Source organism: Rhizobium sp. 01T417 (assembly GCF_056398905.1).
In genome coordinates this window covers 135,621-151,083 of record NZ_JBFTQH010000015.1, presented here as the reverse complement: position 1 = coordinate 151,083, position 15,463 = coordinate 135,621, and the positions used below count along the sequence as shown (strand labels likewise).

13 protein-coding genes and 1 pseudogene are annotated in these 15,463 nt (G+C 53.8%); 11 read left to right on the top strand and 3 right to left on the bottom strand.

Features of this window, described 5'->3' with window-relative positions:
• Positions 1-431 (bottom strand): annotated as a pseudogene (locus AC1DPR_RS16800) (LysR family transcriptional regulator); the annotation flags it as partial.
• An 82-nt stretch (positions 432-513) separates the two neighbouring features.
• Here AC1DPR_RS16800 and AC1DPR_RS16795 point away from each other — a divergent pair.
• The 10 genes from AC1DPR_RS16795 to AC1DPR_RS16750 all read left to right on the top strand — a co-directional run bounded on the left by AC1DPR_RS16795 (position 514) and on the right by AC1DPR_RS16750 (position 11,203).
• On the top strand, positions 514-891 hold the full coding sequence (locus AC1DPR_RS16795; RefSeq protein WP_477816791.1) for a helix-turn-helix domain-containing protein: 378 nt from the start codon (positions 514-516) through the stop codon (positions 889-891).
• Between the two features lie 571 nt (positions 892-1,462).
• Entirely contained in the window at positions 1,463-2,314 is an 852-nt protein-coding gene (locus AC1DPR_RS16790; RefSeq protein WP_477816790.1) for an ABC transporter permease, read from the top strand.
• A 14-nt stretch (positions 2,315-2,328) separates the two neighbouring features.
• Positions 2,329-3,078 (top strand): ABC transporter ATP-binding protein, encoded by a 750-nt coding sequence (locus AC1DPR_RS16785; protein WP_477816789.1) that lies wholly within the window; start codon positions 2,329-2,331, stop codon positions 3,076-3,078.
• Between the two features lie 55 nt (positions 3,079-3,133).
• Positions 3,134-4,267 carry an FkbM family methyltransferase gene (locus AC1DPR_RS16780; RefSeq protein WP_477816788.1) on the top strand — a complete coding sequence of 378 codons (1,134 nt, stop codon included), beginning with the start codon at positions 3,134-3,136 and terminating at the stop codon, positions 4,265-4,267.
• A 4-nt stretch (positions 4,268-4,271) separates the two neighbouring features.
• Entirely contained in the window at positions 4,272-4,907 is a 636-nt protein-coding gene (locus AC1DPR_RS16775; protein WP_477816787.1) for an acetyltransferase, read from the top strand.
• Positions 4,908-4,917: 10 nt separating this feature from the next.
• Positions 4,918-6,024: a DegT/DnrJ/EryC1/StrS family aminotransferase gene (locus AC1DPR_RS16770; RefSeq protein WP_477816786.1), complete on the top strand. Its 1,107-nt coding sequence runs from the start codon at positions 4,918-4,920 to the stop codon at positions 6,022-6,024.
• Positions 6,021-7,052, top strand: a complete 1,032-nt coding sequence (locus AC1DPR_RS16765; RefSeq protein WP_477816785.1) for a glycosyltransferase family 4 protein — start codon at positions 6,021-6,023, stop codon at positions 7,050-7,052. Before AC1DPR_RS16770 ends, AC1DPR_RS16765 begins: the two co-directional genes overlap by 4 nt.
• Positions 7,049-8,086 (top strand): glycosyltransferase family 4 protein, encoded by a 1,038-nt coding sequence (locus AC1DPR_RS16760; protein ID WP_477816784.1) that lies wholly within the window; start codon positions 7,049-7,051, stop codon positions 8,084-8,086. Before AC1DPR_RS16765 ends, AC1DPR_RS16760 begins: the two co-directional genes overlap by 4 nt.
• Positions 8,083-9,369: a glycosyltransferase family 4 protein gene (locus tag AC1DPR_RS16755; RefSeq protein WP_477816783.1), complete on the top strand. Its 1,287-nt coding sequence runs from the start codon at positions 8,083-8,085 to the stop codon at positions 9,367-9,369. The genes AC1DPR_RS16760 and AC1DPR_RS16755 overlap by 4 nt, the downstream gene beginning before the upstream one ends.
• 22 nt (positions 9,370-9,391) lie before the next feature.
• Positions 9,392-11,203, top strand: coding sequence for a hypothetical protein (locus AC1DPR_RS16750; RefSeq protein ID WP_477816782.1), 1,812 nt, complete (start codon positions 9,392-9,394; stop codon positions 11,201-11,203).
• A gap of 342 nt (positions 11,204-11,545) precedes the next feature.
• Here AC1DPR_RS16750 and AC1DPR_RS16745 read toward each other — a convergent pair whose 3' ends face one another.
• Together AC1DPR_RS16745 and AC1DPR_RS16740 are read right to left on the bottom strand one after the other, a co-directional pair.
• On the bottom strand, positions 11,546-12,436 hold the full coding sequence (locus AC1DPR_RS16745) for a hypothetical protein (RefSeq protein ID WP_477816781.1): 891 nt from the start codon (positions 12,434-12,436) through the stop codon (positions 11,546-11,548).
• A gap of 3 nt (positions 12,437-12,439) precedes the next feature.
• Positions 12,440-13,240 carry a class I SAM-dependent methyltransferase gene (locus tag AC1DPR_RS16740; RefSeq protein WP_477816780.1) on the bottom strand — a complete coding sequence of 267 codons (801 nt, stop codon included), beginning with the start codon at positions 13,238-13,240 and terminating at the stop codon, positions 12,440-12,442.
• 1,234 nt (positions 13,241-14,474) lie between these two features.
• On the opposite strand from AC1DPR_RS16740, the gene AC1DPR_RS16735 reads away from it, so the two are divergent.
• Positions 14,475-15,461 (top strand): GDP-mannose 4,6-dehydratase, encoded by a 987-nt coding sequence (locus AC1DPR_RS16735; protein ID WP_113582804.1) that lies wholly within the window; start codon positions 14,475-14,477, stop codon positions 15,459-15,461.
• Positions 15,462-15,463: the final 2 nt, after the last annotated feature.

Genomic DNA, 15,463 nt, shown 5'->3' with positions numbered 1-15,463 from the left:
AGCCTAGATTGTGCTGGCCGGTCTCCAGGCCGCGGATGATCTCGCCGGTATTGCCCGACGCGATGTGGATGCGGACATCGGGATACTTGCGGGCGATCTTGGCAAGGAAGGTTGGCAGCATGCCCATGGTGGCCGGGTAGATGCAGCCGATCCGGATCTGGCGGATGCGACTGCCGCCGGCTGCCCGGGTCAGTTCGGTGGTCAGGTCGATGTCGCTCAAGATCCGCACACAGCGATCGTAAAAGGTTTCCCCTGCCCTGGTCAGTTCCACCCTTCTCGTCGAGCGGATGAACAGCGGACAGCCAAGCTCCCTTTCCAGCGACATCACATGATTGCTGAGTGCCGGCTGGGCAATGTGCATCCTGGCTGCCGCCCGGCCGAAGTGCAGTTCCTCGGCCACCGTTGAAATAGGTGAGTTGGCGTAGTTCCATGGATCTATATCCACATATTGTTCTATTGTATATCAACGTATCGTACATAGACCCGTTTGGTTTGTCATGAACAAAATGTGGTATGGAGCCATTTTCATCGAATCTTAAAAGACGTGCTGAACAGCTCGGAATATCAAATGCCGAAGTAGCTAGGCGAACTGGCCTGAGCGACCGGCGGTACGGGAACTACGTTAGTGGGGCACGCGAGCCCGATCTTGCGACGCTTGTCCGGATCGCGACTATTTTGGGGACCTCCGTGGACGAACTGCTCGGGCTTCGCAACGAGGAGCGCGTTCGAAGCGCCGACGAGGTTTTTCAAGAACGGATTTCAGCAGCACTAAAAGCACTGCATCAAGAAGACCTTGCCAGATTAGTTGTCATGATCGAAGCGCTGGCAAAGACCAAGGTATGTTCGGTTGCCGCTGACGACGTGGTTGCACTGAGACCCCATAAGGTGTGAATAGCGGCACGGCGCGGGAATGAGGTCTCTAGAAATCTCTCTGAAGGGCCAACCATGCCGATCACCGTAGATCAGGCCCAAGCATAGACCGCTACCGCCGCTGGTCTTGGAGCAATTTTGCCCATTGGGGCGGGTCGACTGCATTCTTGACAACGGCCGTAAGTGAGTGAGCTCTGACCTTGCCCCCGTTATACCGGTTTTCGCCTAGACATAAAACCCCATCCGACAAGATGCCTAAGCATTCGATGTCGTGCCCTGGGCGGTTGCGAGAGGGTTGTGGCACAGCCGACCGACGAGAATAACAAAGGCGCAACCATCTTCTGTGTGCCCGCCGACATGCGCGATGGCACAATCAGCGGCGCTATGCCCTTTGTTTGGTATTGATGAGCAGGCCGCCGCCTCCGGCCTAGTGCTGTAAGTTGGACGGCCCATTCCGTGTGCTGTATGCAGTGTGGAGGATTTAAGCACTGGTTTTTGGGGCTTCCGAGTTGACACTATTGTCCCACTCATGGAATGAGGTCGCCAGTCAACTACCTTCGCCGTCAAGGCAACAAGGTAATCAGTCAGTGTGATGCGGACTGCCCGAGCCCGCGCTCGTAGCCGCTCGCTATTGGAGTCCGAGATGCGCGCTAGCCCCGCGGCGATTGCTTGTGGTGATTTATGGAGGTCGTTCCAAAAGTATTCCCTTGTCGGAATGCTCGGATGGCAGGATATTCGCCAACGGTACCGCCGATCCGCATTGGGTCCGTTTTGGCTCACGATTAGCATGGGAGTGATGATTGGGACGATCGGGATCGTTTTTGGTCAGATCTTCAAGTCACCACTGGATGAGTTTCTTCCGTTTCTGACCATTGGCATCATACTGTGGGGGCTGATGACCACGGTTGTCACTGAGGGGTGCACGGTATTCGTTGCGGCAGAGGGGATCATCAAACAGCTTCCGTTGCCAATGCTTCTCCACGTCTTCCGAATGATATGGAGAAACCTGCTGATCTTCGCCCATAACCTTGTAATATTTCCAGTGGTCCTGATAGCGGTCGGCAAGCCCCTGACATGGGTGGCCCTCCTGAGCATACCTGGCCTTGCTCTGACCTTGATCAACCTGACTTGGGTTGCTGTGGTCCTGGGGATTGTATGCTCCCGGTACAGAGACTTAACCCAAATTGTGACGAGCTCTGTGCAGGTCCTATTCTATCTCACTCCAATCATGTGGATGCCGAAGCATCTGCCGGCTGGGGCGGCAGTTTATCTCTTGGCCCTCAACCCGGTTTACCACCTCATTGAGGTCGTTCGAGCACCGCTGCTTGGGGAGTTCCCTGCAACAACCAATTGGGTCGTCTCACTAACGCTCGCGCTGCTTGGTTCCCTTTTTGCTCTGCTAGTTTACGGGCGTTTCAAACGACGCATCCCGTACTGGCTGTAAGTAGGAGTAGAGTTATGGCGTCGATTGTCATGGAAAATGTCTCCATTGATATTCCGATATATAACGCAAATGGCCGCTCGCTGAAGAAGCGATTGCTGAAGGTAGCGACGGGGGGCCAGCTTGGATCAGATGACCATGGCCGCGTGGTGGTTAGGGCCCTGGAGGGACTGAACTTCTCCCTAAACGATGGCGATAGGGTGGGTTTGATTGGCCACAATGGCGCAGGCAAGAGTACGATGCTTCGCCTGCTGAGTGGGGTATTCGAACCAACATCGGGCACTGCGAAGATTGTGGGCGAGATCGGCTCGTTGATCGACCTTTCGCTCGGTATTGATCCAGAGGCGACGGGGCGAGAAAATATTCATCTGCGGGGGGGGCTCCTTGGCCTATCGCGGGCAGAAATAACTCGGCGGATGGATGAAATCATCGAGTTTACCGAGTTAGGCGATTTTATCGACATGCCGCTAAGAACTTACTCCTCAGGGATGCATCTGCGGCTCGCTTTTGCGGTCTCAACGATCGTACGCCCCCAAATACTTCTCATGGACGAATGGCTCTCAGTCGGCGATGAGGGCTTCAAGCGCAAGGCCGAGGCACGGCTGACTGAGCTTGTGCAGGCTACCAACATCCTAGTGGTGGCGACACACTCACACGAGCTGATTCTTCACACATGCAACCGAGTTATCTGGCTTGAGCACGGGAGGGTTCGCATGGACGGTGATCCAGCCGCAGTAACGGAAGCATACTTTGGAGGCCCGCACTAAATTGGATAAGGTCCACAGAGAGGCATCAAGTGTTCGTGTTGCATTTGAAGCGGCAATGAAACGCAAGTCTTCAACCATGGAGCAAGCAGTGAAACAGTCTTCCGATGCCATGGCGGAGGGTAACGCCTCCAAGGCACCTCCACCTCCTGTGAACATCCGCAACCAATCGAAGCGTTTTTTGAGGCCATTTGTGGCCGTGCTTTTCAAATTGCTTAGGCCTATTGCCGCACCTATCGCGTTCAGGACCAGGAGATACCTGTTGGATGGCTTAAGGCAAGAATTGCTTTTAGCTATCGGTGATCTCCATCCCCGACTCGATAGAATCGAGAATGAACTCGAGAAGACTTCGCCTCAGATCGGTCGAATAGAAGAATTCACCTCCCCGAGTAATCGACACGTAGCGGTCAACTGTGGCCCTGATGACATTCTAATCAAAACGGCTGTGGGGTACGTTCTCTGTGCCAGCGCAGACCCGGCTCTTATTGAGATTCTATTGGAGGCAGGAGAGCTCGAGCGGGGAACGCGCGTATTAATTGAGCGTCTGGTCCGCTCCGGGGATACCTTTGTCGATGTTGGGGCGAACATTGGACTTCACACGCTCGCCGCTGCAAGAACGATGCGCGGTTCCGGCAGAATCGTGTCTTTTGAGCCTTACCAACCGACAGTAAGGCGCCTCGAGAAAACAATCTGGTTTAATGGGTTTTCGTCGATAGTGGATGTCCATCAATGCGCGGTCTCCGACCGACAGGGAGTGCAAAAGCTGCATTTGGGGCCGACAAGCGGACATCATTCTCTTTTTGATCTCGGCGCGGAGGAAGGCATCGGCGGCAGCCCGGTGGAGGTCCGGTTGGTCACTATTGATGAGACCGTTGGACCTGACGCCCATGTCGATCTGATCAAAATTGATGCAGAAGGAGCAGAGCTCAGCGTTCTTCGAGGAGCCCTAAAAACGATCCAGGCTAACCCGGAAATTGGACTGATTGTGGAGTTCGGGCCATCCCATCTCGAGCGAATCGGACAAACTGCGGAAAGCTGGTTGGCGGCGTTTACCGATCTGGGTTTGCAGTATCGCGCGATCCACCATTTGAACGGCACCCTGGCGCCCATATCACTTGAAGAGCTCAAGGCGATTGAAACTGTAAATCTTCTTTTTGCGCGTCCTCAATCTCGTGTGTGGAAAAGAGATTAAGCGAATGAAGCCAGATGTCATCGTCATGGGAGCTGGTGGACATGCTAAGGTGTGCATCGAGCTTTTGCGAGCGTCCGGCTCCAACGTCGCATTTGCGATTGGAGGAGACGATAGCCCGGAGACTTGCGTTGGGGTGAAGGTTCTGAAGGGTGATCACCACTTGGCCCAATTGGCCGCTGAAGGATATAGCAAAGCCTTTATCGCAATCGGCTCAAATGCGCTTCGCTCTAAGTTGGCGGATTTTGCGATCCAACAAGGGTTCAGCTTGGTAAATGCAATCAGCCCTATGGCGAACATATCTCCATCAGTGACTCTTGGCGTTGGCATAGCGGTCATGGCTGGAGCGACTATCAATGCCGATAGTCGCATCGATGACTTGGCGATCATAAACACGGGCGCGACTGTGGACCACGATTGTCGCGTAGGAAGAGCAGCGCACGTGGCGCCCCAATGTGGAGTGGCTGGTAGCGTGCATATTGGCGAACGATCGTTTCTCGGTATTGGCACAAAGGTAATACCAAATATTGAAATTGGTGCAGAAGCTATCGTGGGCGCCGGGAGTGTTGTGATAAGGCCCGTCCAAGCGGGATCGAAGGTATTGGGAACACCAGCGCGATTGGTATCGCCGCGAAAGGTTTAAGGGGCTTGTTATGGAAAGAATCTCGGTTGCACAGCCAAAACTCGGTGGAAATGAGAAGAAGTACGTTCTGGATTGCCTCGACAGCAACTGGATCTCATCAGCCGGTAAATACATAACTGCCTTCGAAGATGCGTTTGCTAAATTTTGTGGCGTGAAACATGCGATCGCTACCAATAACGGCACGACCGCGCTTCATCTGGCCCTGGTTGGGTTGGATCTTCAGCCCGGGGATGAAGTGATCATTCCAACTGTAACCTATATAGCTACGGCCAACGCCGTGCGGTACTGTGGAGCGACGCCTGTTCTCGTCGACGTCGATCCCGTGACGATGAATATCGACCCAATGCAAGTCGAGCAGAAGATCACACAAAAAACGCGCGGTATTATTCCAGTGCACCTTTATGGGCATCCTGCCAACATGGAGGCCGTTAGTGAGATAGCCCATCGGCGTGGATTGTGGGTGGTTGAGGATGCCGCCGAAGCACATGGGGCAAAGGTGGTAGGGCGCAAAGTTGGCAGTTTAGGCGATTGCGCAACGTTCAGTTTTTTTGGTAACAAGATCATTACAACTGGAGAGGGAGGAATGATCACTACCAATGATGATGAACTGGCTGCAAAACTTCGCCTCTATCGGGGCCAAGGAATGGATCCCAAGCGTCGGTACTGGTTCCCAGTGGTGGGCTACAACTATCGTATGACCAACATTCAGGCCGCGATTGGGTTGGCCCAGTTGGAGAAAATAGAAGAGGCGCTTGCCGATCGCCAAAGGCTTGCTGAGTGGTACAACAAGGCCTTAGCGCCTCTTGAAGACAAGATCATACTGCCAACTAAGCATAACTGGGCAGAGCCAGTCTTCTGGATGTACAATATATTCCTCCGCGATGGAGACGGCGTTCGTCGGGACTCCGTTATGCGCGCACTCGACAGCGACGGAATTGAAACCCGGCCGGTCTTCTATCCGATGCACGTCCTTCCGCCCTACGAAGAAGACCAGAAATATCCGGTAGCGGATGTTTGGGCGCAGCGGGGTATCAATCTCCCAACGCATCTGGATTTGACATTGAAGGACGTTGATCGGGTTGCCTACAGTCTTCAAAGGGCGTTATCTGCGGCATGAAGATCGCCCTTTGCTCCTCGTTCATCCCATTCGTAAACGGAGGGGCTCGAAACATTGTCGAATGGCTTCAATCGGTGCTTCAAGAGCACGGTCATCACGTCGAGCGGATCTATCTTCCGGAAGCTGACACGCCTGAGCTGTTGCTGCGCCAGTTCGCTGCCTTCCGGTGGATAGACCTTGATGCGGCCGATCGAGTTATCTGCTTTCGGCCTCAAGCGCATCTCGTTCCCCACCCCAATAAGGTCCTTTGGTTCATCCACCATATCCGTCAGTTCTACGATCTATGGGGCACGCCGTACGGATTTGAGAACACTGCCGCTAACCGCAAAATCAGAGACAACCTTATCGCTATCGACAATAAGGCCTTTCTCGAGGCGAAAGCAGTTTTCACGAATTCCCAGGCGGTTTCGGATCGTTTGAAATCGTTCAACTCTGTAGATAGCGAAGTGCTTTATCCGCCCGTATTCAGGCCCGAACGCTTCTTTACCCGGACATATAATGATGAAATTGTCTATATCTGCAGGGTGGAGCACCATAAGAGGCAACACCTCATGATTGAGGCGATGCAGTACACAAAAACGGCCGTCCGCTTGCGCCTGTGTGGTACCAGTGGAAATCCGGATTATCCGCGCCATCTTGAAGAACTCATTTCCAAATACCGCCTTAGCGAACGGGTAACTTTGGAAAATCGCTGGATCGCCGAAGACGAAAAGGCGGGGTATTTGGCCGACTGCTTGGCTGCGGCATATATTCCGGTTGATGAAGATTCTTACGGATATCCAAGTGTCGAGGCATGCCATGCCAAGAAATCAGTTATAACGACTTCCGACTCTGGAGGTGTGCTTGAACTGGTCAAAGATGGCTATAATGGCGTTGTAGCCGAACCCGATCCCAAAGATATCGCTCAAGCTATGGATCGGCTTTATCATGATCTTCCTCGGACCCAGAAATTGGGGCGCAATGCCTTCGACTCGTTAAATCAGTTGAACATCTCCTGGTCACACGTAGTGGATCGGCTCCTGGCATGAAGGTCCTCATCGTTAACAATATGGCGCCATTTGTTTGGGGCGGAGCCGAGGAGCTCGCCGCCAACCTCGAGAAGAATCTGAAGATCGCGGGGCATGAAGCAGAAGTTCTTCGGATTCCGTTCCAATGGGAGCCGGCGACAAAAATACCCTCCCAAATGATGATGGTTAGGGCATTCGAGCTGATCAATGTTGACCGTGTTATCGCCCTAAAATTTCCCGCGTACCTCATTCGGCATCCCAGCAAGACATTTTGGCTGCTTCATCAGTATCGCCAGGCTTACGACCTTTTTGACGCTGGGCATTCTAACCTGCCCCCCGGGACAGTGGGGGACGAGATTCGGAACCTGATCAAAAATGCGGACACTGAATCATTTCTTGAAAGCCGCAATATTTTCACAAATTCCGAAGTTACTCGCCAACGACTACTGAAGTACAATGGCATCCAATCGCGCGTATTGCTCCCACCAATAAACGATCCCGAGCTTTTTGACGCAAACGTTACCGGCGATTATATTTTTCTAGGCGGGAGAATAAACGATATGAAGCGCCAATATTTGTTCTTGGAAGCCATGAAACATGTGCGCAGACATATCAAACTACTAATTGCCGGTCCGCCTGATACAGAAGCCGACGGGAATAAGCTCAGAGCGCTGGTCGAAAAATACGACCTTCAGGATCGCGTCGAGCTCGACCTTCGCTTTTTGCCTCGAGAGACATACGCCAACTATGTGCGGGGCGCGATGGCCGTAGCTTACGCGCCGTACGACGAAGATTCGCTGGGTTATGTAGCAATGGAGGGGGCGCTCGCCGGAAAGGCCCTGATAACAACCTCGGACAGCGGCGGCGTCACTTTGTTAGTCAAACACCACCAAAGCGGCTGGGTAGCCGAGCCAGACTCTCGTGCAGTAGCTGACGTGCTTTCCTTGGCTGCTGAAAACATTTCGCAAGCCAGAGACTATGGGGCGGCTGCCCGGGAACTTTGGTTGGGAATGGGCATCAATTGGCCGACGACGGTCGAGACACTCCTTCAATGAAGATTGTTATTTTTACTCCGACTATTCAAGCATCCGCAATCGCTCGTATGGCGCGCCTAACCGGTCGCGCCCTCATGGAGTTAGGGCACGAGGTTACGGTCGTGCGAAGCGAAAGCCAGGAACTATTCGGTTTGCCGGTGCACACTTTCGAAGCGCCTCAAGTGCGTTGGGATCACCAATCTCAAGTAGCTAGCTTGATCTCGGAAGCTGACGCTACAATCTATCACATTGGAGACAATTACCCGTATCATAAGGGTTGTTTGGAATGGCTTCCGCGTTGCCCGGGCGTCGTGTGTCTTCATGACTTTTTTCTCGGGAATTTATTTAACGCCTGGGGTGCCTCACACGCTTCAGAGGCAAAGAGCATTCTCGCAAATTGGTATGGCCCCGATGCATCCGAGGCCTTCCACAAATTCTCATCAATGGAAACATTTATCGAGGGAACGAGAAACACATCGCCCCTTACGGAATGGGTGTGCTCGATGGCCATCGGCGTCATCACCCATAGTTCTTGGGGAATTGATCGCGTACTCCGTTCTTGCCCCGGTCCAGTTCAGGTCGTCCCGCTTGCCTATGATATATTGGCCACCGTCCTTGAATCTCGCGCGCTGGAAACGATCGAAAGCTTCAACATACTCACCGTAGGGAATGTTAACTTTAACAAGCGAGCTGAATCGATCATCCGCGCGATTGGTTCGAGTTCTAAATTGCAAAAGCAGGCGGTTTATCGCCTAGTGGGAGCGGTCAAACCAGACATCGAACGGCAGCTCATTGCATTTGCATATGAAAATGGCGTTAAGCTGACCGTTTCTGGCGAAGTAAGTGACGCAGAGTTGGCCGAAGCGATTTCTGAAGCTGACGTTATGAGTTGCTTGCGCTGGCCAACACTCGAGGCCGCTTCCGCCTCGGCCATTGAAGCTATGCTTCATGGAAAGCCGACCATCGTCACAAATGCGGGTTTCTACAGCGAGATCCCAGACACTGCCGTAATTAAGATCGATCCGACTAACGAGATCTCAGAAATTAGGTCTGCGCTGGAGCAGCTTCTGCAAGACCGTCAGTGTGGTCTCTCATTGGGTGCAGCAGCAAAAGCTTGGGCGGACAAGACCTTTTCTGCGGAAAATTACGCGCGACAAACGGTCGAATTGTGCAGCAGGGCAAATCGCGCAGAACGCGTAGTCTCGATGGCAGGTTATTTTGCCAATCTCGTGAACAGCTGGGGTGGATCAATTCAACTGTTGTCGCTGGAGGAAACCCTCGCGCCCTTGGAGATTCTTCAATAATATGTCGATGTCTGAGCCCCGGTTGAACATCACTCCCAAAAGTTCTTTGATACTTGGACTAGAAGCCGCGCTATTCATCGCTGCGGGGGTGTATATCTCGATACTTTGGCTGAGCCTGCCCTATATCCAAAGCAGTGGCGGAGTCGCGTTGTGGCACACTGGGTATTCTGAGTCGCTTATACGGGGCGGACCGTTCAAAAATCCGCAAAACATTGCGTTTCCGGCGGGYGCTCCCATCGTTTTTGGTGCCAGCCTGTCATATATCCAGTATTCTTTCATGCGGCTCTTTGGTGTAGACGGCATCGCCAGCTATTCATTCACCGGCACCTTGTTTGCTTTTATCGCCCTCGGCGGTAGCTATTCATTGGCACGGGCGTTGGGCGCAGGAAGGGCCCTCGCCTTGGCGTTGGCCGTCGCACTCCTCTCGCAATCGTTCTACTCGCTCCATATACAGGGATATGGTGCCTTAGGTTTTGGGTTTGCATTTCTGCCCGGCGTATGCTCGCTTTTTCACCATTTGAGTTGGCGAAAGGCGAATCTGTACGGGGCGATAATCTATGCTGCCGTGGTAAGCGTCACAATGATATTCCTGGCTTTTCTTGACGGATATACATTCGTCATGGCATTGGCTTGTGGTATCGCGTTTTCAACGAGCTATATACTCTTTGACCGGACAAACGCAGCAAAGCATTTTATCAACTTCCTAATCATTTCCGGAAGTTCTGCTTTCGCATACGTACTTTACAGTCGATACGTCCCTGAAGACGGTCTCCCTGGCTACCCGTTAAACATCTTCGCGTATCTGTCGTTGCACCTTCCAAGCATGTTCCGGCCGACAACGGGTTACAGCGTCCTCTATGATTTCCTCGGTCTTTCCGTCCAAAGACCTCCAACCACGTATGTCGGCGCGGGATTGGGAAACCATGAGTCTGTTTTTCTAACCATCACGGCTATTGCTTTGGTACTGGTGTCATTTGGGCTGAGAGTATCGAACGTCTGGAGAGCGGTTGCTCTCTTTTTGATCTTCGGCGGCTTACTAATGGCAATTGGGCCGATTGTCCCAGAAAGCACCGGCGTAGTCGGAACGAGCGAAATGACATCGATCAGAGCGCCGATTGCAACCAGCCCAGCTTACCCGCTCTACACGATGGTTCCAGGGCTCGACCAGATGCGTGCCACCTATCGCTGGATCGCCGTGGTCAAGCTTGGAGTGTGGATCCTAGTTGGCTTGGTTTGCTCGCGTTTATCAAAACGTGGATACGGACAAGCAACACTGGCCTTCGGGCTGGTGGTCGTCATGATGGCTGAAGGATCAGCGAGCCTCTTCCGGCAATGGACAGCCGGCCGCGACCTCTTGGTGATGGCGACAAATCTCAGAATGGACCTCGCCGGGGAATTGACCGAACACTTGCCTGCAGAATCGAAACTTCTGGTCTTGCCGATAACAAACGATTTCGTCATCCATTCCGTGGCCGCGAAAGCTAACATGCTAGCTTACAACGTGGGCGGAGATAAGAATTTGCTGATTGCAAACACGTTGCGCCCACCGATCATCTCGCGGATCGCGGAGGTTGGACCTTGCTTTCTTCGAGACCTGGTCGAGGGGGCGGAGCAGGGAAAAATAGATGCGGTGGCCTTTAGAGTATTCGACAGTCACCGTGGTCGATACGGTTGGGTGTGGCCACCCACAGCAAAGGAAGTCGAAGAAGACAGTCGAGCCGCCAGCGAGTTATCTCGCAATGTGCCGGAGGCTGCTATAGAGAAAGGAAAATACTTCTGGTTTGTTGATGCCAGACGCATCGACAGATCACTTGTCACCAAGCAATGCAGCTGAACTGCCCCGAATTTCGACCGGAAACTCATGTATGGAACGGCGAATGGGCGCAAGAGTTTTCGATCGATTTCACACATGGGATCGGTGCGGTCATGTATACGGCCTGTAAGCGGCACAGGACTCCGCAGTCGGCGCTGGGCCGCTGCTCTATGGGGTCTGCTGAGAACCGGCTGGCCAATCTAGACACTCGCAGTCACCTTCGTGCAGCTTGACGCTTAACGGCCTTACCTATCCATCGTCCCGGCGAAGGAACCTCGCTCGAGGGCTGATGGCAGTGGCCGCATTGATCGAGCAGTCGGCAATCCTACTTGAAACGGGGCCTATGCTGAAGCTTCTGCTGATCTAGACATGGCTAGGCCTCCAAACCAGAAACAGTAGAAATGCAATGCTGTCCCCGGCAAGTGTCACGAGCCTATGACTGATTGCTATCGCCGTTGCGTTCGGCACTGGAACGCCTAATGCCGTCAGACCTGCGATTGTGACCGCCTCACGCGCTCCTAACCCACCTGGAGCGCCAGGGATAACGAAGCCAAATAGCCATGCTGTGGAAGCAACACTGATGATCTGGACTATCGTCGCTCCACCCGCGCCAACCCATAAGGCCACTATCACCGCCACGAAGCTATTACTCAGGACGAAAAGAATATAGAGGGCGAGAGACAATACCGTGGATTTCATGACGCCGGCACCGAACAGCCGGGACGGAAGAAGCTTGAGACCGACGACAGCAGCCACTACGGCCGCTATCAAAGCGGCTCCGATGTATAGCGGGTCATACAAGCCATATTTCTTCATCACGCCGGTGAGAATATCCAGAGACGAAACGCCAGCTACCAACACTGCTGCCCCGCAAACGAGTGCCAGTTCTCCGAGTTGGGCCATCGAAAGAGAGAGATGTTCAACACCCGCTTTCTTAGCCATGCTGTATCGCCCGACCATGTGGAAGACATTTCCAGGAAGGTATTTGTAGATCTGGGTCCGGTTGAATATCGACAGTGCACCCGAAATGGTGAGAGTTCCACGACCAAAGCCCGTCAAGAGGGAATACCAAGCCGTCCCGAGTAGTTGATTTACTCCCCCATACGCCACCGCCAGAACGATCATGAGCGCAGCAAAGCCTACGGTGAATATGGCTTCCGGTAGGTGTTCGTATGATCGCCCAATCGAGCGAGCCACAAAGATCACTGATGCGATAGCAACTGCGGCCCCCGCCACTCTATAGATTTGGCGCATCGGCTATCTTGATATCACGGCCAACTGATTGGCGCCGAAAAGGAACCGCTGATAGACAGCCATTTTCATCCCGACGCTGTTCGCTAGCGCACTGAGGCTGGAGCGGTCAAACATCTCTTCATGTTCATCGGCAGCGTCAGCGCTGAAGATCCCGATTTTTGCTCCGCAGTCGTGGACGATGCGAAAGGCCTTGTGAGGTGTCGTTATAACGATTTTGCCCCCATCCTCCAGCGCCGAAGCCCACCTCGCAAGCTCTTCGCAAGGTTTCGGCAAATGCTCAATGAGGGCCAATGCCACAATCGTATCGTAGCGCTCCCCCTCTGGGAACGAGGTAACGAACCGATGTCGTGGATGAGCACGACGAGCAACCTCGATGCTCCCCATATCGCGATCGAACCCAACATATTGCCCCGGCTCGACAAACGAGGCAAGTACTCCGCTGCCGCAGCCGATGTCAAGAACCTTGCCGTCAAGCCACTTCCGCGCTGCTTGCGTCCTGGCCTTCCGAAGCAGTGGAGAAAATAGCCCCTGCGATCCCTGATCTGCCAATGCAACCCCCAACGTTAGAGAGCCGCTTATAGATGGTCGCACTTTCTGGAGCAATGGGCTTTCTGGGTCAGTTTTTCTCGTCTCAAAGATGCGATGCCGCTTCGAATGAGGTGTAGTTCTGCTCTTCGGTAAACCCATGGAGGCAAACCCAGCGGCCATCATCGGATCGGATCGAACGAACGTGCCGGAGTACTCGTAGGCGATCTGTACTGCCCTGCCCTGTGACGCTATCCACGCATCTACCTGATCAAGCATCGCCAGTACCTCAAGGCATCATCAGGGAGGAATTCCTCCGCGTATCCCCCTTGCGGATATCCGTAGAGTCCGACCACAACCTCATCAAGTCTTTGAACGTACAGCATTAAATTCTCCCGCGCGTATCGACCCAACCAAGATTGGTAACGTGGCTGGCTGATATCGAACCTGAAGTTATGAACCGCTCAATCCAGATTTGGCCACTTGTCTCGGTGAGCCAAATGGGCGGAATCACCGAGCTGTATCTATTGGCGGGGGTTGAGACGGCGCCCAGACGATGACCTGTTCAGCAGCCCCAGCGCCCGCCGATCCTAGACCTCCGCTATAAACCGAGATCACATTAACGGTAACAAGCCAGCGAAGAAGAGGAGCGCCTAACGGCACCCAGCAAGCAAAAAGCTGTGCGGGAATTGATGAAGTAGCGGCGGCAACCGCAAATCGAGTTACTCGCTTGAAGATGTCTCCATTCTGCTTGAGCGCCACCAACGCACCGCCCTCGCGAGGCCAAGATGCGACGCGCCATAGTGCGTGTACCCGCTCAGGTAGTTTGAATCTGCCGTCGGATCGAGGTTCTTGGAGAAGCCGCGTGATACCGTCGTGCCATTCGAGATAACGAAGCAGTGCCAAGTTCTATCCGAAATAGCCGCGCTGCTGAACCGCCCACCGCTGCCGGTGCCGTAGACCACATCTAATTAGTTGAGCCTGCCAGCAGCGTGATCCATCAGGATCGGCGTTGCATCGGCACCCCCGCCGAGCTGAGCCTTAACCCCGGAAAATTCCAACTCCCGCTGGCCCAAAATCGGGGTGCACTTCAAAAACCGCCGGAGCGAACTCAAAACTGGATAAACTTGGGGGCAAGGTCAGCTCAGAACCTCGGGCCGTTCGGATAGTTTGAAAATTCGCCGGCTCGAGCGCGGAGTTCATCCGCCTTGCTTTCATCCGCGATAGCGTCCATCGAGGACTATAGCGAGATGTATTTCTTGCTCTGAAGATGAGCTTCCCCTTCGCATTTCATCGAAGCAATCTCAATCAAAGCCGACTGCCCCGTCAAACCGGGCGCCACTCACTCGATGCAATGACAGCACCCAAGACACGGCGTATCCAAAGGTAAAACGCCTGTAACGATTGTCTTTCGGGCGCGAAACGCATAAGGCAGTCGACAAGAGTTGCACTGTAACCAGTTTGGCCAGCGCCATCCTTTGATATGTAGACAATCGACTTTGCGGAGAGACATGTGACAAAAACAGCTTTGGTCACCGGCATTACCGGCCAGGACGGCGCCTATCTTGCGGCGCTTCTGCTGGAAAAGGGTTACGAGGTGCACGGTCTTGCGCGTCGTTCCAGCACTTCGGATGTCAATCTGAGCCGCCTTGATTGGCTCGGAATCACCCGTGATGTTCGCATCGTCGACGGCGACCTTCTTGACTTGTCCGGCATGATCCGCACCATGCGCGGCGTAAAGCCGGACGAAGTTTATAACCTCGGCGCCCAGTCTTTCGTTAAGTCCTCCTGGCAGCAGCCGATTCTGACCGGTCAGGTCACCGGTCTTGGCGTTGCCAACATTCTGGAAGCTGTGCGTCTCGAGTTGCCGGACGCACGTTTCTACCAAGCGTCGTCCTCTGAAATGTACGGCCTTATCCAAGAGCCGATGCAGTCGGAAATCACTCCATTTTACCCGCGCTCGCCCTATGCCGTCGCTAAGCTCTACGGCCACTGGCTGACCATCAACTACCGCGAAAGCTTTGGCCTTCACGCTTCGAGCGGCATCCTATTCAACCACGAATCGCCGCTGCGCGGCATTGAATTCGTCACCCGCAAGGTCACGGACGGTGTGGCACGCATCAAGCTCGGCCTGTCCAACGAACTGCGCCTCGGCAATATCGATGCCAAGCGCGACTGGGGTCATTCGAAGGATTATGTCCGCGCAATGTGGATGATGCTGCAGCAGGATGTCGCAGACGACTACGTCGTCGCTACGGGCCGCACGACGACCGTCCGGGATATGTGCAAGATCGCCTTCGAGCACGCGGGCCTTGACATCGACAAACACCTGGTCATCGATCCCGACCTTTTCCGGCCCGCCGAAGTCGATGTTCTTCTCGGGAACCCACAGAAGGCCAAGGACGCCTTTGGATGGGAAGCAACGATCACGCTCGAAGAGATGATCGTCGAAATGGTCGATGCCGACCTGAAGCGACTGGCTCATCTGAAATCGGCGTAAAG